Origin of the sequence: Nonomuraea thailandensis, assembly GCF_024172165.1 — a bacterium.
Lineage (GTDB): Bacteria > Actinomycetota > Actinomycetes > Streptosporangiales > Streptosporangiaceae > Nonomuraea > Nonomuraea thailandensis.
The window spans coordinates 5,553,239-5,569,985 of the sequence record NZ_JAMZEB010000002.1 but is presented as its reverse complement, the minus strand read 5'-3'; the positions used below and the strand labels follow the sequence as shown (position 1 = coordinate 5,569,985).

Annotated in this window: 13 protein-coding genes; 7 read left to right on the top strand and 6 right to left on the bottom strand. The window is 72.9% G+C overall.

Features of this window, described 5'->3' with window-relative positions; genetic code table 11:
• Positions 1-5 precede the first annotated feature (5 nt).
• Positions 6-1,076 (top strand): rhamnose ABC transporter substrate-binding protein, encoded by a 1,071-nt coding sequence (rhaS, locus tag HD597_RS29155; RefSeq protein WP_253746092.1) that lies wholly within the window; start codon positions 6-8, stop codon positions 1,074-1,076.
• A gap of 24 nt (positions 1,077-1,100) precedes the next feature.
• Here rhaS and HD597_RS29150 read toward each other — a convergent pair whose 3' ends face one another.
• Positions 1,101-2,048 (bottom strand): carbohydrate kinase family protein, encoded by a 948-nt coding sequence (locus tag HD597_RS29150; RefSeq protein ID WP_253746084.1) that lies wholly within the window; start codon positions 2,046-2,048, stop codon positions 1,101-1,103.
• A 98-nt stretch (positions 2,049-2,146) separates the two neighbouring features.
• On the opposite strand from HD597_RS29150, the gene HD597_RS29145 reads away from it, so the two are divergent.
• From HD597_RS29145 to HD597_RS29130, 4 genes are read left to right on the top strand one after another with little or no spacing between them, the layout of a single operon-like run.
• A complete protein-coding gene (locus HD597_RS29145) occupies positions 2,147-3,130 on the top strand; it encodes a sugar ABC transporter substrate-binding protein (protein WP_253746082.1) in 984 nt (327 codons plus the stop codon).
• Positions 3,131-3,141: 11 nt separating this feature from the next.
• The gene (locus tag HD597_RS29140; RefSeq protein WP_253746080.1) at positions 3,142-4,104 is read left to right on the top strand and encodes an ABC transporter permease; all 963 of its coding nucleotides are present in this window, start codon (positions 3,142-3,144) and stop codon (positions 4,102-4,104) included.
• Complete coding sequence (locus HD597_RS29135) at positions 4,101-4,910, top strand: ATP-binding cassette domain-containing protein (protein WP_253746078.1); 810 nt, start codon at positions 4,101-4,103, stop codon at positions 4,908-4,910. Before HD597_RS29140 ends, HD597_RS29135 begins: the two co-directional genes overlap by 4 nt.
• A 28-nt stretch (positions 4,911-4,938) precedes the next feature.
• Entirely contained in the window at positions 4,939-5,937 is a 999-nt protein-coding gene (locus HD597_RS29130; protein WP_253746071.1) for a LacI family DNA-binding transcriptional regulator, read from the top strand.
• A gap of 45 nt (positions 5,938-5,982) precedes the next feature.
• Here the strand turns inward: HD597_RS29130 and HD597_RS29125 are convergent, their stop codons facing one another.
• On the bottom strand, positions 5,983-9,390 hold the full coding sequence (locus tag HD597_RS29125) for a S8 family serine peptidase (protein ID WP_253746069.1): 3,408 nt from the start codon (positions 9,388-9,390) through the stop codon (positions 5,983-5,985).
• Positions 9,391-9,499: 109 nt separating this feature from the next.
• Between HD597_RS29125 and HD597_RS29120 the strand changes: the two genes are divergently transcribed.
• Positions 9,500-10,498, top strand: a complete 999-nt coding sequence (locus HD597_RS29120; protein WP_253746062.1) for a helix-turn-helix transcriptional regulator — start codon at positions 9,500-9,502, stop codon at positions 10,496-10,498.
• Here HD597_RS29120 and HD597_RS29115 read toward each other — a convergent pair.
• The 3 genes from HD597_RS29115 to HD597_RS29105 form a co-directional block, all read right to left on the bottom strand.
• Positions 10,495-12,192 carry a PQQ-dependent sugar dehydrogenase gene (locus HD597_RS29115; RefSeq protein ID WP_253746054.1) on the bottom strand — a complete coding sequence of 566 codons (1,698 nt, stop codon included), beginning with the start codon at positions 12,190-12,192 and terminating at the stop codon, positions 10,495-10,497. The two genes, HD597_RS29120 and HD597_RS29115, sit on opposite strands and share 4 nt — an antisense overlap.
• A 150-nt stretch (positions 12,193-12,342) precedes the next feature.
• Positions 12,343-13,170 (bottom strand): PIG-L family deacetylase, encoded by an 828-nt coding sequence (locus HD597_RS29110; protein WP_253746053.1) that lies wholly within the window; start codon positions 13,168-13,170, stop codon positions 12,343-12,345.
• 11 nt (positions 13,171-13,181) lie between these two features.
• Positions 13,182-14,591 carry a tetratricopeptide repeat protein gene (locus HD597_RS29105; protein ID WP_253746051.1) on the bottom strand — a complete coding sequence of 470 codons (1,410 nt, stop codon included), beginning with the start codon at positions 14,589-14,591 and terminating at the stop codon, positions 13,182-13,184.
• A gap of 108 nt (positions 14,592-14,699) precedes the next feature.
• Between HD597_RS29105 and HD597_RS29100 the strand changes: the two genes are divergently transcribed.
• Entirely contained in the window at positions 14,700-15,521 is an 822-nt protein-coding gene (locus HD597_RS29100; protein ID WP_253746050.1) for a DUF1206 domain-containing protein, read from the top strand.
• Between the two features lie 4 nt (positions 15,522-15,525).
• Here HD597_RS29100 and HD597_RS29095 read toward each other — a convergent pair whose 3' ends face one another.
• The gene (locus tag HD597_RS29095; protein ID WP_253746048.1) at positions 15,526-16,620 is read right to left on the bottom strand and encodes a glycerophosphodiester phosphodiesterase; all 1,095 of its coding nucleotides are present in this window, start codon (positions 16,618-16,620) and stop codon (positions 15,526-15,528) included.
• Positions 16,621-16,747 lie beyond the last annotated feature (127 nt).

The window sequence follows — 16,747 nt, the reverse complement described above, 5'->3', positions numbered from 1 at the left end:
AGACCATGTCACGTATTCGAGGAGGCCGGGCCGTCGCCCTGGCGATGCTCGCCGCGCTCACCCTCGCCGTCACCGGTTGCGCCACAGAGGAGCCCGCCCCCACCGCCACCGGCGGCCAGCCGGCCGCCAGCGGCGGGGCGGGCACCATGAAGGAGGGCCTGAAGATCGCCTTCCTGCCCAAGCAGGTGAACAACCCCTACTTCGACGCCTCCGACAACAAGGGCGGCAAGGTCGCGGTCGAGGAGTTCAAGGGCGTCTACAGCCAGACGGGCCCCTCGGAGGCCAGCCCGTCGGCGCAGGTCAGCTACATCAACACGCTGTCGCAGCAGGGCACCGACGTGATCGTGGTGTCGGCCAACGACAAGGACGCCATCTGCGGCGCGCTGAACGAGGCCCGCCAGGCCGGCGCCAAGGTCATCACCTACGACTCCGACACCAACCCGACCTGCCGCGACCTGTTCATCAACCAGGCCAGCGCCGAGGGCATCGCCGCCTCTCAGATCAAGCTCATCTCCGAGGCGGTCGGCCCCGACGGCGGCGAGATCGCGATCCTGTCGGCCACGGCCAACGCGACCAACCAGAACGCCTGGATCGAGATGATGAAGACCGAGCTGGCCAAGCCGGAGAACAGCAAGCTCAAGCTGGTCGACACCGTCTACGGCGACGACGACGACCAGAAGTCCTTCCAGGAGGCGCAGGGCCTGCTCGCCAAGCACCCGGACCTGAAGGGCATCATCTCGCCCACCACGGTCGGCGTCGCGGCGGCGGCCCGCTACCTGTCCGGCTCGGAGTACAAGGGCAAGGTGCAGCTCACCGGCCTGGGCACGCCGAACCAGATGCGCGCCTTCGTCAAGGACGACACGGTCAAGTCGTTCGCCCTGTGGAACCCGTCCGACTTGGGCTACCTGGCCGCCTACACCGGCGGCGCGCTGGCCTCCGGCATGATCACCGGCAAGGAGGGCGACAAGTTCACCGCCGGCAAGCTGGGCGAGTACACCGTCGGCAAGGACGGCACCGTGCTGCTCGGCGACCCGTTCGTGTTCACCAAGGACAACATCGACGACTTCGACTTCTGACGGTCGGCGCCCCCCGCCCTGGGCTCAGAGCTGGTCCGCCCAGGGCGGGTTCGCGCCCGCGACCGAGCAGGTCAGCGCCGACACCCGGGCCGCGAACTCCGCCGCCGCCACCACCGTCTCCAGGTCCAGCTCGTCCAGCCGCCCGCCGAGCAGCCCCTTCACCTCCAGGCTGTGCAGCAGCCCGGCCGTGAACGCGTCGCCCGCGCCCACCGTGTCCACGACCGCCACCCCGGGCGCCGCGACCCTGGCCCGCTCGCCGTCCAGCGACACCAGCGCGCCCGCCGCGCCCAGGGTGACGACGACGAGCCGCGCGCCGGCGGCGTGCCAGCCGTCGCAGGCCCGCTCCGGCGGAACGCCGGGCAGCAGGAAGCCGAGGTCGTCGTCGCTGAGCCTGAGGATGTCGGCGAAGGCGCACCAGCGCTCGACCTGGTAGTCGTCCCTGCCCGCCAGGCTCGGCCGCACGTTGGGGTCGATCGAGACCGTGGCCCGCGCCGAGGCCTGCCTGGCGAACTCCTCCACGGCCTCCCGCCCCGGCTCCTTGACCAGCGCGAGCGAGCCGGTGTGCAGGCAGGAGGCGGAGCCGAGGCGCGCCGGGCCCAGCTCGCCCGGGGTCCACTGCCAGTCGGCGGTCCCCGTGGCGTAGAAGGTGTACTCGGCCCGCCCGCGCTCGTCGAGGGCGGCCACCGCGAGCGTGCTCGGCTCCCCGGCCTCGACGCAGGCCGTCAGGTCCACGCCCGAGGAGGACAGGCGCTCACGGAACAGCGCGCCGAAGACGTCGTGCGAGAGCCGGCCGAGGAAACGGGCCGGCGTGCCGAGCCGCGCCAGCGCCACCGCCGTGTTGGCGGGGCCGCCGCCGGGCAGCGCCCGCAGCGTCAGCTCGGCGGACCCCGCCGGAGGCCGGCCGGTGAAGCTGTCGGCCACGCACTCGCCCAGAACGGCGATCATCAGGTCGGCCCTTTCCCGCGCAGGCATTGACGGATCCCGGATCGGAGTTCATCATCGCAGCACGGCCGATGTCAACGTTGACATATGTCAACGATGACATCCAATCCCCGCTGATAGGAACCGCCATGAACGCGAAGCTTCCGGCCGGACTCCTCGTCACCGCACTCCTGCTCGCCGGCTGCGGAGGTAACGGGCAGAGCGCCTCCTCCGCCACCCCGAAGGTCGGCCTGATCACCAAGACCGAGACGAACCCGTTCTTCGTCAAGATGAAGGAGGGCGCGCAGAAGGCGGCCCAGGCCAGTGGTCTGGAGCTGATGAGCGCCGCGGGCAAGTTCGACGGCGACAACGCCGCCCAGATCACCGCCATCGAGAACATGGTCGCCGCCGGCGTCAAGGGCATCCTCATCACCCCGAGCGACACCAAGGCCATCGTCCCGGCCATCAGGAAGGCCCGCGACGCGGGCGTGCTCGTCATCGCCCTCGACACCCCCACCGAGCCGCAGGACGCCACCGACGCGCTGTTCGCCACGGACAACTTCAAGGCGGGCGAGCTGATCGGCCAGTACGCCAAGGCCGCCATGGCCGGCAAACCGGCCAGAATCGCCACCCTGGACCTGGCCCCCGGCATCACGGTCGGCAAGCTCCGGCACGACGGCTTCCTGAAGGGCTTCGGCGTCCAGGAGGGCGACCCGTCCGTCGTCTGCTCCCAGGACACCCGCGGCGACCAGGCCAAGGGCCAGACCGCGATGGAGAACTGCCTGCAGAAGGCCCCCGGCATCAACCTCGTCTACACCATCAACGAGCCCGCCGCGCTCGGCGCGTACACGGCGCTGAAGGCCAAGGGCCGCGAGAAGGACGTGCTGATCGTCTCCGTGGACGGCGGCTGCACCGGCACCAGGGCCGTGCAGTCCGGCCAGATCGCCGCCACCAGCCAGCAGTACCCGCTCAAGATGGCCGAGGACGGCGTCAAGGCCGTCGCCGCGTTCGCCAAGGACGGCAAGAAGGCCTCCGGCTACACCGACACCGGCGTCACGCTCATCACCGACCAGGCCGTCTCCGGCGTCGAGGCCAAGGACACCGCCTTCGGCCTGGCCAACTGCTGGGGCTGACCATGGCCGTGATGGAAGCCACGCTGCCGCGCCGCCTGATCAGCACCCCCGTCGCCGGGCCGCTGGCCGCGCTCGTGCTGGCCTGCCTGTTCTTCGGGCTCAACAGCGCCCAGTTCTTCACCGGGCCGAACTTCTCCCTCATCATCCAGCAGGTCATGGTGGTCGGCACGCTGGCCATCGGGCAGACCCTGATCATCCTGACCGCGGGCATCGACCTCGCGTGCGGGGCGATCATGGCGTTCGGCGGGATCGTGATGACCAAGCTGGCCGCGGACTCCGGCCTGCCGCCGCTGCTCGCGCTGGCCGCCGGGCTCGCCGTGTGCGCCGCGTTCGGGCTGGTCAACGGCCTGCTGGTGACGCGGATCTCGCTGCCGCCGTTCATCGTGACGCTGGGCATGCTGAACGTGGTCTTCGCTCTGACGCACATCTACTCGAACGAGCAGACGGTGACCGAGCTGCCCGCGCTGCTCACCTTCCTCGGGCAGACGTTCCGGCTCGGGCAGACGAACGTCACCTACGGCTCGCTGCTGACGATCCTGCTGTTCCTGCTGTTCGCGTACCTGCTGGGCTCGACCGCGTGGGGCCGCCACGTGTACGCCCTGGGCAACAGCCCGGAGGTGGCCCGCCTGACCGGCATCAGGACGGGCCGGCTGACCGTCGGCGTCTACACGCTGGCCGGCCTCGTGTACGGCATCGCCGCCCTGCTCCTGGTCTCCCGCACCGGCGTCGGCGACCCGCAGGCGGGCCAGACCGACAACCTCGACAGCATCACCGCGGTCGTGCTCGGCGGCACCAGCCTGTTCGGCGGGCGCGGCCTGGTGCTCGGCACGCTCGTCGGGGCGCTCATCGTGGGCGTGTTCCGCAACGGCCTGCAGCTCATGGGCGTGCCGTCGATCTACCAGACGCTCATCACCGGCGTCCTGGTGATCCTCGCGGTCGCCGTCGACCAGCTCTCCCGAAGGAGGATGCGATGACCGCCCCCGTGCTCCGGGCGCGCGGCCTGACCAAGAAGTACGGCCACGTGACCGCCCTCGACGGCGCCGACTTCGACCTCATGCCCGGCGAGGTGCTCGCGGTCATCGGCGACAACGGCGCCGGCAAGACCAGCCTGATCAAGGCGCTGACCGGCGCGCTGCAGCCGGACGCGGGCGAGATCCGGCTCGACGGCGAGCCCGTGCGGTTCCGCGACCCGCTCGACGCCCGCCGGCACGGCATCGAGACCGTCTACCAGGACCTCGCGATCGCGGCCTCGCTCGACATCGCCACGAACATGTTCCTCGGCCGTGAGCTGCGCAAGCCCGGCCTGCTCGGCAAGGTCTTCAGGATGCTCGACAAGAGGCGCATGCGCGAGGAGTCGGCCCGGCACATGGCCGAGCTCAAGATCGGGCTGCGCTCCCTCACCCAGCCGGTCGAGTCGCTGTCGGGCGGCCAGCGGCAGGGCGTGGCCGTGGCCAGGGCGGTGGCCTGGGCCACGCGCGTCGTGGTCATGGACGAGCCCACGGCGGCGCTCGGCGTGAAGGAGTCGGGCCAGGTGCTCGACCTCATCAGGCAGGTCCGCGACCGCGGCACGCCGGTGGTGCTGATCAGCCACAACATGCCGCACGTGTTCGAGATCGCCGACCGCGTGCACGTCCAGCGGCTCGGCCGCAGGGTCGCCGAGCTGAGCCCGCGCGAGCACGGCATGGCCGAGGTCGTGGCCATCATGACCGGCGCGATCCAGGTGTCGGACGGCAAGGCCGTGGTGGCGGACCAGGAGGCGGCGAAGGCGATCGGCCTCTGACAGGATGTCTGAAATGCGGCGTCCGACGATGACAGATGTGGCTCGTGAGGTGGGAGTCACCGCGAAAACCGTCTCCCGGGTCCTCAACGACGAGGGCCCGGTCGCCGTCGAGACGCGCGAGCGGGTCATGGAGGCGGTCAGGAAGCTCGGCTACCAGCCCAACCTCATGGCCCGTAACATGCGGGTGGGCGCGCGCGACGCCGCGATCGGCCTGGTCGTGCCCGAGCTGGGCAACCCCTTCTTCGGCACGGTCGCGGGCGGGGTCGAGGGCGCCGTACGGGCCCGCGGGCTCACCCTCATCGTCGGCTCCTCCGATGAGACGGCCGGGCACGAGCAGTCGCTCATCGCCACCTTTCTGGCCCGCAGGGTCAGCGCCCTCATGGTCGTCCCGGCCACCGCCGGCGACCACCGCCACCTGCGCGCCGAGCGGGTGGCCGGCCTGCCGATCGTCTTCCTCGACCGCCCCGCCGCCGGGCTGACCGCCGACTGCGTGGTGAGCGCCAACCGGGAGGGCGCGACGGCCGGCGTGGCGCATCTGATCGCCCACGGGCACCGCAGGATCGGCTTCGTGGGCGACCTGCCGGCCGCCCTGTACACGCGCCGCGAGCGGCTCCAGGGCTACCGCGACGCGCTCGAAGCTGCGGGGCTGCCGTTCGACCGCGCGCTGGTGGAGACGGGGCACGACCTGGAGGCCGCGGCCGGCGCCACCATGCGGCTGCTGGCGCTGGCCGACCCGCCGACCGCGCTGTTCGCGGGCAACAACCTGGCCTCCATGGGGGTGGTGGTGGCCTTGTCGCGGGCCGGGCGCAAGGACGTGGCGCTGGTCGGGTTCGACGACCTGCCGCTGGCCGAGGCGCTCGACCCGCCGCTCACCGCCGTCGCCCAGGACCCGGCCGCCGTGGGGGCCGCGGCGGCGGAGCTGGTGCTCGCCCGGCTGGACGGCGACCGGTCCAGGGCGCGCCGCGTCACGGTGCCGACCCGGCTGATCGTGCGCGGCTCGGGCGAACTGCCCCCGAGCGCCCGGTAACGCGATGGGGCCGCCCCGCCTGGAACGGCCCCACCCCGGAAGGATTCAGCGTTTCATCGTGAACTGCCCGCTCAGCGTCCCGAGCTCGACGGTGTGCGTGCCCGCCGCCGGGCGCCGCAGCTCGAACGAGACCCGGGTGGCGCGGCCGGGCGCCAGCGGCACGGCGCGCCGCTGCACCTCCTCGCCGTCCACGATCAGCACGGCCTGGTACGTGCCCGCCTGCTCGCCCACGTTCTTCACCAGCGCCCGCACCCGCACGGAGCGCGACGTGGAGACTTCCAGCCCGCTCACCGTGAACAGCGCCTCCGGCCCGGCCACCAGGTCGTGCACGAACACGTCGTCCCGCTTGTTCGTGTCGCCCTCGGCCAGGTTCGCCGAGCCGCTCTCGAAGGCCACGTACCGGCCGTCCTCGCTGATCGACGGCAGGACGGCGCGGCCGTCGCCCTCCTCGCCCCGGGGACCGGTGGAGATCCGGGTGGTGGTGCCCGCCGCGACGTCGCGGACGAACACGTCGTTGAGCCCGCCCGTGTCGCCGGCGACCAGCTCGGCGGAGTCGCTGTAGAAGGCCACCTTGCCGCCGTCGGCGGTGATCGAGGGAGCGAAGGACATGGCGCCCGCCGGCCTGCCGCCGGTGGTCACCGACACCAGCTCGGACGTGCCGGTGCCGAGCACCTGGACGTAGAGCTCGCCGAGCCCGACGCCGTTGGTGAAGGCCACGGCGTTCCCGCCGGCGCTGATGACCGGCCCGGTGGTCTCCTGGTCCGGGTACGGCGCCGCGAGCCGCGTCAGCGTCCCCGCCTGCCGGTCCAGCACGTACGAGTCGATCACGCCGTTCGTGTCACCGGGCGTCAGGGCGCCGGCGCTGCTCTGGAAGGCCACGTACCGGCCGTCGGCGCTGATCGTGGGCTCCCGCGAGTTGCCGTCCACCTGCGCGCCGCCCTGCGCGACGGACAGGCGCTGGGTGGTGCCGGCCTGCCGGTCGCGCAGGAAGACGTCCGTGCGGCCGTTCGTGTCACCCGGCACGAGGTTGGCCGCGTCGCTGTCGAAGACCGCGAACCGGCCGTCCGCGCTGAACCTGGGCGGCCCGGACAGCCCGTCGCCCGGCGTGCCGTCGGACGACACCGACAGCAGCTCGGTGGCGCCGCTCTGCCGGTCGTGCACGAACGCGTCCGCCAGGCCGTTCGTGTCGCCGGGCACCAGGTTGGTCGCGCCGCTGTTGAAGCCGACGAACCGCCCGTCCCTGCTGACCGTGGGGGACAGCGAGAACCCGTCGGCCAGCCCGCCGCCGCTCGGCACCGACACCCTGCGTGTCTCGCGGGTGCGCCGGTCGGTGGCGAAGATGTCCAGCTCGCCGTTGGTGTCCTCGTCGTCGGCGAGGTTGGAGGCGAAACCGGCGAACACCACGACGTTGCCGTCGCCGCTCAGCTCGGGCCACCACGCGTCGTGGTTGCCCTGCCGCCCGTCCGACCCGAGGGACAGCCGCTCGGTCGGCGGGCGGCGCGGCAGCACGACGTCCGCGCCCGCCCTGCCCCGGCCGACGGTGACGGCCACCGGGTCCGACCTGGAGATTCCCGCGGCGTGCGCGGAGACCTGGTGGTCGCCGGCCGGCACGTCCTCGATGGTGTACCGGCCGTCGGCGCCGGTCGTGGCCGTCAGCACGTCGGGGACGTTCAGCACGGTGACCGTGGCGCCGGGCACGCTCGCGCCGGTCGGCTCGTACGTCACCCGCCCCGAGATCGTGCTCCAGCGGGTGCGCTCCAGCTCCAGCCGCACGTCCGAGAGCCGGTCGGCCCGCACCCCGAACGTCCTGGAGGCCGTCTCGTACCCGAACCTGGACAGCGTGAGCGCGTGCTCGCCCGCCGGGAGCCGCAGCTCGAAGCGGCCGTCCGCGCCGGTCTCCGTGCCGCGCCCGTCGGCCCTGACCACCTTCACGCCGCTCAGCGGCCTGCGGGTGCGCTCGTCGGTGACGACCCCGCGCACGCCGCTGGTCAGCGCCGCCTCGGCGACGGCGGCGTAGGCGTCGATGCGGCCCTGGCCGACGCGGGTGTTCGGGCGCGGGCCGTACCGGTCGTCGGAGACCGACGTGCCGGCGAGGATCTCCTCGGCCGCGGCCACGGTCAGGCCGGGGCGGGCCTCCAGCATGAGCGCCACCGTGCCGGAGACGTGCGGGGTGGCCATCGAGGTGCCGTTCAGGGCGGCGTACTGGCCGCCGGGCATGGCCGACACCACGTCCACGCCGGGGGCGGAGACGTCCGGCACGACGTACGAGTCCGGCCACTCCGGCGGCGCGTCGAACCAGTCGGCGCGCTTGACCGTGCCGCCGCAGGAGAAGTCCGGCACGTCGTCGTTGACGTCGGTGGCGCCCACCGCCACGGCCTCGAACACGTTGCCGGGGCTGCCGGAGCCGCCGGGCGCGCACTCGTTGCCGATGGCGAAGGAGGGGAACGCGCCGGCCCGGTAGATGTTCCTGGCCGGCTCGATCAGCTCGTCGGCGTAGCCCTCGGCGCCCAGCGACATGCTGACGACGTCGGCGGGCTCGCCCGCGGGGGTGCCGTCCGCCTCGTACGGCGCCAGCGCCCACTGCATGCCCGCGATCACCTGGGCGAGCGTGCCCCGCCCGCCGGGGATGACCAGCCCGGCCATCAGCTCGGCGCCCGGCGCGACCCCGATCTGCGTGCCGGAGGCGTCGCCGCCCGCGATCGTGCCCGCCACGTGCGTGCCGTGGTAGGCGCTGTCGTGCGGCTCGCTGGGCACCGGCTTGCCGTCGGCGTCGAACTCGATCCAGCCGCCCGGCGCCTTCGGGTCCGCGGCGTCGGCGGTGGCGAGCCTGCCCTTCAGGTCGGGGTGGGTGACGTCGATGCCGGTGTCGAGCACGGCCACGCGCACGCCCTTGCCCGTCAGGCCGCGTTCGCTGCGCACCCGGTCGGCGCCGATCTTGGCGATGCCCCAGGTCGTGGCCGCCGCGCTTGCGGGAGCCGCGGCCTTGGCCGGTTCGGGGGCGGTCAGGGTGAAGTTGGGGATGATCCGGTCGACCAGGTCGAGCCCGGCCAGGGCGCCGAGCGTGCCGGGCGTGGCCCGCACCAGGATCATGTTCTTGAGCCAGAAGGTGTTGACCACCTGGTCGCCGCGCGAGCGCACGAACGCGGCCACGGGGTCCTGCACGGGCTCCGCGCTCGCCGTCAGCGCCTGGCGCGCCTCGGCGCCGGAGTCCACGGGCGGCGGCTCCTGGGCGGTGCGCAGCACGACGACCGCCTCCAGGCGGCCGCGGGCGCTCTTCATCTGTTCGGCCAGCTTGGCGTCGATCTTGGGTTCGCCGCCGGGCTCGGCGGTGGCGGCCTGCGCCTGCGCCGGGCTCGCGACGATGATCCCGAACGTCCCGGAGGTCATCAGTACGGCTGGTAAGACGGCGGCGAGCAGGCGCCGCCCGGCGGAACGGCGGGAGGTCAGCGGCATGGGGCTCCTTCAGATCTGGGGCCGCTGGGGCCGATGGTGCACCGAGAACGCTGACATCCTCCGATGTTTCCTGACAAGATCCGTTGATGACGAATTTCAGTCATGTGACGTGAACCCGACACCCCCGGAGGCGGCGATGCTGGAGGCCATCGGACTCGCTCATCAGGACGAGGAGGTCTACGACGCGCTCGTCCGGCGCACCCAGGCGACGGTCGCCGAGATCGTCGCCGACTGCCACCTGCCGCCCCCGTCCGCCCGGCGCGCCCTGCAGTCGCTGGTCGAGCTGGGCCTGGCCACCCGCTCGACCGGCCGGCCCGTCCGCTACGTCGCCGTCTCGCCCGACAGCAGCCTGGAGGCCATCCTGCGCCAGCGCGAGCGGGAGCTGGACGACGTGCGCACGCACATCCGCGCGCTCATGGACGTCTACCGGGCCGGCACCCGCTTCGCGCATCCCGGCGAGCTGATCGAGGTCGTCTCCGGGCGCGACGAGGTCAACCACCGCTGGGTGCGGATGCAGCAGGACACCCGGGTGCAGATGCGCGGCTTCGACCGCCCGCCGTACGCCGCCCCGCAGGAGCACACCGAGCCGAACCCGGTCGAGCTCCACCTGCTCCGGCACGGCGTGAAATATCGCGTCATCTACGACACCAGCGTGCTGGAGCTGCCCGGCTGGCTGGACGACGTCATGATGGGCCTGCAGCACGGGGAGGAGGCCAGGATCTCCGCGAACCTGCCGATGAAGCTCGGCATCTCCGACGACAGGCTGGCCATCATCCCGCTGCTGCGGGCAGGCGACAGCGTGGTGTCGGCCTCGTACCTGATCCATCCGTCACCGCTGCTCGACGCGCTGGTGGCGCTGTTCGAGGCACTGTGGGAGCGCAGCCGGCCGGTGCGGCTGACCGCCCAGGACCCGGAACGGGGCCTGTCGCAGGACGAGGAGCGGCTGCTGACGCTGCTGGCCGCGGGCACCACCGACAAGGCGGCGGGCCGGGCACTCGGGTGGAGCGAGCGGACCGTGCAGCGTCACCTCACCAAGCTCATGCGGCGGCTGGGCGTGCAGACGCGCTTCCAGGTCGCCATGGAGGCGACCCGGCGCGGCTGGATCTAGGGCGAGGTGCAGGAGTAGCCGGAGGGGACGCGGCCGTCCGCTCCGGGGCGGCTCGCCTGGAAGCCGAACGCGGTACTCGCGCCCGGCGCGATCGGGCCGCCGTTGTAGGCGGCGTTCCTGGCCGTGGCGGTCTGGCCCGAGCCGGACATCACGACGTTCCACGAGCCGGCGACGGTGTGCCCGGGAGGCAGCGTGAACGTCACCGTCCAGCCGTTCAGGGTGGCCGTGCCGGTGTTGGTGACCGTGACCTGGATCACGTAGCCGGTGGCCCACTCGCTCGCCGTGGCCGGCGTGGCCATGCAGGTGCCGCCGCCCTGCGAGCCGGTGGTGGTGACCGTGACGGTGTTGGAGACGGGGGACAGGTTGCCGGCCGCGTCCCTGGCCCGGACCTGGTAGCGGTAGGTGGCGCCCGCGGTGAGGCCCGTGTTCGTGAACGTGGTCGTCGCGGACGTGCCGGCCTGCGTGAACGTGCCGCCCGAGGCGCCGGGCGCGCGCAGCACGTCGTAGCCGGTGACGCCCACGTTGTCGGTCGCGGCGCTCCAGGCCAGCGTGGTCGCGGTGGCGGTCGTGCCCGAGGCGGCCAGGCCCGCGGGCGCGGCCGGCGCCTGCGTGTCGGTGCCGCTCGACGCGGGCGGGATCCGGATGATGCGGTCGTCCTGCGCCACCGGGGTGCCGCGGCCGTCGCGGTTGCTGGTGCCCACCCACAGCCAGCCGTCCGGCCCGACGGCCACCGAGCGCAGCCGCCCGTAGGCCCCCTGCAGCTCGGCCACCGGCGTGCCGGCCCCGCCGCCGGCGGTCAGCGGGACCGCCCACACCCGCTGGCCGCGCAGCGCCGCCGCGAACAGCGTGTCGTTGGCGTAGGCCAGCCCGCTCGGCGACGCCTCGGCCGTGGTCCACGTGACGATCGGGTTGCGGAAACCGCCGGTGGAGCATGTGCCCTCGCAGGTGGGCCAGCCGTAATTGCCGCCCGCGACGATCTGGTTGACCTCGTCCCAGGTGTTCTGGCCGAACTCGGTGGCGTACATCCTGCCCTGCGAGTCCCAGGCCAGGCCCTGCACGTTGCGGTGGCCGTAGCTCCAGACGCGGGAGCCCGCGAACGGGTTGCCCGACGGGACGCCGCCGGTGGGCGTCATGCGCAGGATCTTGCCGGCGGGGCTGTTGAGGTTCTGGGCGTTGGCGGTGTTGCCGGCGTCGCCGGTGGCCACGTACAGCATGCCGTCCGGGCCGAACGCGATCCGGCCGCCGTCGTGGATCGCCGCGCTCGGCACCCCGGAGAAGATCACCGTCTGCGTCTGCGGGGCGCTGAGCTGGAACCTGACCAGGCGGTTGTCGCCGCTCGTGCTGGTGAAGTACGCGTACACCCAGCCGTCCTGCGCGTACGAGGGCGAGACCGCCAGGCCCAGCAGGCCGCTCTCGCCCGAGGCGCTCACCCCGCTCACCGTGGCGGCCTGCGCGGGCGCCTGGCCGGGGCGGACCCGCATGACGCGGCCCGTGTTCCGCTCGGAGACCAGCGCGCTGCCGTCCGGCAGGAACGCCATCGCCCACGGCACCTGCAGGCCCGTGACGGACACCTCCGCCCTGTCGAAGTCGAACCCGCCCACCACCTGGGCCTGGGCCGCGGGGACGGCGACGCCGAGGGCGAGCAGGGGGGCGAGCAGGGTCAGGATCAGGGCCGGGACGACACGGGCGCGCATGACGGGCTCCTTGACCGGATCGGTAGGAGCACCGTAAGACGCCCGCGGCCCGAACTCAACCGGCGCCGCCGCGGCGGCCCGATGATCTGCGGCGACGGCCGCGGGGCGGTGAAACTTTCAACCGGCCGCCCCGGCGCGGCCGGCTCCGGTTCAGGCGCCGCGCAGGCCCTCGAACAGGTCCTCCTCGTGGCGCGGCGTGTCCACCTTGCTCAGCACCCGCTCGAACGCCTCGTGCGAGAACGCCTGCTGCTGCGCCTCCTCCGGCATGCGCAGCAGGAAGATGTTCTCCCCCTGGCTCTCGTGCGCGCGCAGGGCCTTGAGCTTGCGCTCGACGTAGGCGGAGACGTCGACGACGCTGGTGACCCGCTCGTCGGGGGTGCCGAAGTCGTCGGAGGGCGTGAAGTCGCCGACGTCGGCGCCGCTCTCGCGCATCAGCTCGAACATGCGCCTGATCGCCGACCGGGGGATGGCCGTGTAGTAGAGCTTGTCGGGGATGCCGGTGCGCTCGGCGGCGGCCACCGTGACGCGGTGCGTCTGCACGTGGTCGGGGTGGCCGTAACCGCCGCCGCCCGTCTCGTCGTAGGTGACCACGACCTGCGGCCGGTACTGCTCCATCAGCGCGGCCAGCCTGGCGGCGGCCGTCTCGACGGGCACGTTGGCGAACGCGCCCGGGTGGCCGTTGCCGTCCCAGCCGTCCATGCCGGAGTCGCGGTAGCCGAGCAGCTCCAGCTGGTCGATGCCCAGGTGGGCGACCGACTCGCGCAGCTCGCCCAGCCGCCGCCGGGCCACCGCCTCGTCGTCGTGACCAGGCTCGCCCGGCTTGACGCCGCCGTCGCCGTCGCCCTGCTCGCCGTTGGTGCAGGTGACCAGGACCGTGCGGATGCCCTCCTCGGTGTAGCGGGCGAGGATGCCGCCGGTGCTCAGACATTCGTCGTCGGGGTGGGCGTGCACGACCATCAGGGTGAGTTGCCGATCCATGTGAGCAGAAACTACCCGGCGGCTCCGACAATTCCGGACCGGGCGAGCTCGCCCGCCCGGCCGCGCGCGACGGCCGCCGCCGCGCCGTCGCCCAGCGCCTCGGCCAGCGCCGCCTGCTTCAGCCAGTTGTACGGGCTGCACGGCCGCACGCTGATCCGCTCGCTCACCAGCATCCTGGCGACGTCCCGCCGCCCGGCCCGCAGCGCCGCCTCCAGCAGCGTGCGCTGCACGGCGTCGCGCTGCGCGTGGCTGCCGCCGAACTCGCCGACCCGGTGCCTGATCGGATGGAGCAGATCGACCACCGCCCCGTAGTCGCCCCGCCCGAAGGCCACGATCGCCCGGCACACCGGCAGCCCCACCCTGAGCGTCATGTCGTGGTTGGTGACCCCCGGGTGCGGCTCGGCCACGTACGCCTCCCGCCCGGCGATCAACTTCTCCGCCTCCCCGATCCGGCCGGCGCCGACGTACGACATCACGGCGTGCATGTCGTTGAAGGCGTAGAACGGCTCCGCCACCCGCGCCGGCCAGGCCTCGGCCAGCGCCCGCCAGCGCTCGTGCTGGTCGGAGCCCTCCAGGTGGAGCCGCCACAGCAGCGCCGCCGCGTCGAGCAGTTCCATGCAGGCCTGCCCGCCGGCCAGCACGGCGTCGTAGATCGCCAGCACGCGCGGCACGTCGCCGGTCTCCAGGGCGTACAGGCAGTAGTGCCACCAGTTGTGGATGTTGAAGAAGGTGCCGGACGACCAGTCGGGCACGCGCGCGTCGAGATAGCGCAGCCCGTCGCCGAAGCGGCCCTGCATCTCGTAGGTGTGCACCACCGCGTGGATGCCCCACACGTCGCGCGGGTTCAGCTCCACCGCCCGCAGGCCGACCTCCTCCGACCGGTCGTAGTGCCCGGCCTCCTCCAGGCCGAAGGCGTACATGCCGAGCACGTGCCCGAGGTGCGGGTCGTCCTCGCGCCAGGCGGTCAGCGCCCCGCCGATCCGGTCGCGCAGCATGCGCGCGTCGCCGGTGAAGAAGTCGACCTGGTGCCCGGTGGCCAGCGCCAGCGCGTCGCGCGGGTACTCGGCCGTGATGCCGGCCAGCAGCGCCCCGCAGGTCAGGAAGTCGCCGCCGAGCAGCGCCCGCACGGCCGCGACGTGCGCCCGCTCGCGGGGGAGCAGCGCGGCGCCGTCGATCCTGCGCAGGAACGCGCCGAAGCGCGCCCGCGCCGTGCGCGCGTCCTCGGCCTCCGTGGTCAGCAGCCCCAGGTACGCCACCAGGACGTGGCCCATCGCGAAGTCGGGCGACTCGGCCAGCGCGGCGTTCGCCTCGGCGTCGACCTCGGCCCTGAAGTGCAGCAACTCGTCGATCGCGCGATCGTAGTGCCGCACCGCCGCGGCACTCGCCCCGGTCATCGCCAGGCCGTGCTGGTCGTGGCTCACCGGACCACTGTAACCAGCCACGTCGTGCCTGGCCGCGGCACTTCGATGCGTAGAGCCGCGAATCCCGGGCACTCGGGTTCTCCGGAAAGACCATATGGGAGGCAAACGGTGAATACCGCGCAACAGGCGGGCCAGGAGGCGAAGGCCGCGACGCAGCGCGCGACGCGCAGCCGGCCGATGGCCGTGCTGACCAGGGTGGGCCTGGCGTGCCGCGGCGTGCTGTACGCGCTGATCGGCGTGGTGGCCCTGCAGATCGGCCTCGGCCAGGGGGCCGGCGAAGAGGCCGACAAGGCCGGGGCCATCAGCACCTTAGCCCGGCTGCCGTTCAGTGAGGTGCTGCTGTGGATCATGGTCGCCGGGTTCGTGGCGCTGGCCCTGTGGCAGGCGTCCGAGGCGGTGTTCGGCGGCGAGAAGCCCCTTGAGCGGGGCGAGGCCGTCGCGCGGGTCGGCGTCTACGCCCTGGTCGTCTACACGCTGTGGAGCGTGATCACCTCGGGCAAGGCCGCCTCCGACGACCAGAAGTCGCAGGACGCGACGGCCAAGCTGCTCGACCTGCCCGGCGGGCAGTGGATCGTGGGCGCGATCGGGCTCGGCCTCGTGGCGCTCGGCGTCTACTGGATCCACCGGGGCGCCACGAAGGGCTTCAGGGAGGAACTCGACCAGGGCCGGATGTCGCCGCGAGCCAGGAAGGTCATGGACCGGCTCGGGGTCGGCGGGTACGCGGCCCGCGGGGCGATCGCCGGGATGGCCGGGATCTTCGTCATCTACGCGGCGATCACCCACGACGCCGACAAGGCGGGCGGCATCGACGCCACCCTGCGGCAGTTCGCCGACACCCCGGCGGGGCCGTCGCTGCTCGTGGTGGTGGCGCTGGGAGTGCTGCTGTTCGCCGGCTACTGCTTCGGCGAGTCCCGCTGGCGCCGTACCTGACGGGTCAGCCGGAGTGCTTGGAGACCACGGCCCGGCCCATGCCCGGGTCGTCGCAGAACGCCCCGTCGATGCCCAGGTCGAGCAGCCGCGACAGCCAGCCCATCACGTTCCCGGTCGCCCGCGGGTAGACGGGGCTGGCCGGGTCGCCGAGCCGGTAGTCGGCGGGGAGCTGCGAGTTCTCGTTGCGCACCGTCCACACGTGCACGGCCAGCCGCCTGCGGTGGGCGTCGGCGACGAGCGTCGTGGGGGCGGTCGTCGCGCCCGAGGCGTCGACCGGGACGACGCGCCTGGTGTCCACGCCGATCCCGTTCGCGTACGTGGCGACCTCGCGCAGCCCGTCCGGCCTGACCATGTCGTCGTAGGTGCGCGTGCTGCCGGCCGCCACCCAGTCGTAGGGCGCGCCGGCGGACGTGATGAGCTGGATCAGCGGCAGCCGCGTCCTGCCGCGCAGGTCGCGCAGGTTCGCGGTCTCGAAGGACTGGATGTACGCCTTGCGCACCCGGTGCCGGTTCAGCACGTCGAGCAGCGGCTCCTCCAGCGACAGGCCGATGGAGTCGAAGTAGGTGGGGTGCTTGGTCTCGGGGTAGACGCCGACGCCGTGCGCCAGCGCCAGCTTCACGACCTCCTCGAACGTCGGGATCTCGGCCAGCCCGTCGAACGCCGTGTTGTCAGGGCGCAGGTCGGGCACCCGCTCCTTGGCGCGCAGCGTCTTCAGCTCGGCCAGCGTGAAGTCCTCGGTGAACCAGCCGGTGACGGGCCGGCCGTCCACCGTCTTGGTGGTGCGCCGACCGGCGAACTCGGGGCGCGCGGCCACGTCGGTGGTGCCGGAGATCTCGTTCTCGTGCCGGGCGACCAGCACGTGGTCCCTGGTGGAGACCAGGTCGGGCTCGATGTAGTCGGCGCCCATCGCGATGGCGGCCTCGTAGGCCAGGAGCGTGTGCTCCGGGCGGTGGGCGGAGGCCCCGCGGTGGGCGATCACGATGGGATCCTGGGCCCGGCGCTCGGCCGTGGCGGTGGAGGTCTGGGTGAGCACGACGGTGACCGTACCGCCGACCAGGACGGTGGACAGCACGCTCGCGAGTAAGCTGCGCATCTTCATGCGCGCACGGTAGACCGCCGAGGTGGACCGCGAGTTACGGACGGGCACACGGTGACGGTCGGGACGGGGCGGCCGTGATGGTCGCCGCCCCGCGTGCGTGCGACGGGATCACGGCGTCGTCATGCCC

What these genes read in the sequence shown, in the direction of transcription:
- rhaS (WP_253746092.1), top strand. Translation starts at nt 6, where the DNA reads ATGTCACGTATTCGAGGAGGCCGGGCCGTCGCCCTGGCGATGCTCGCC.
- HD597_RS29150 (WP_253746084.1), bottom strand. Translation starts at nt 2,048, where the DNA reads ATGCCTGCGCGGGAAAGGGCCGACCTGATGATCGCCGTTCTGGGCGAG.
- HD597_RS29145 (WP_253746082.1), top strand. Translation starts at nt 2,147, where the DNA reads ATGAACGCGAAGCTTCCGGCCGGACTCCTCGTCACCGCACTCCTGCTC.
- HD597_RS29140 (WP_253746080.1), top strand. Translation starts at nt 3,142, where the DNA reads ATGGAAGCCACGCTGCCGCGCCGCCTGATCAGCACCCCCGTCGCCGGG.
- HD597_RS29135 (WP_253746078.1), top strand. Translation starts at nt 4,101, where the DNA reads ATGACCGCCCCCGTGCTCCGGGCGCGCGGCCTGACCAAGAAGTACGGC.
- HD597_RS29130 (WP_253746071.1), top strand. Translation starts at nt 4,939, where the DNA reads ATGACAGATGTGGCTCGTGAGGTGGGAGTCACCGCGAAAACCGTCTCC.
- HD597_RS29125 (WP_253746069.1), bottom strand. Translation starts at nt 9,390, where the DNA reads ATGCCGCTGACCTCCCGCCGTTCCGCCGGGCGGCGCCTGCTCGCCGCC.
- HD597_RS29115 (WP_253746054.1), bottom strand. Translation starts at nt 12,192, where the DNA reads ATGCGCGCCCGTGTCGTCCCGGCCCTGATCCTGACCCTGCTCGCCCCC.
- HD597_RS29110 (WP_253746053.1), bottom strand. Translation starts at nt 13,170, where the DNA reads ATGGATCGGCAACTCACCCTGATGGTCGTGCACGCCCACCCCGACGAC.
- HD597_RS29095 (WP_253746048.1), bottom strand. Translation starts at nt 16,620, where the DNA reads ATGAAGATGCGCAGCTTACTCGCGAGCGTGCTGTCCACCGTCCTGGTC.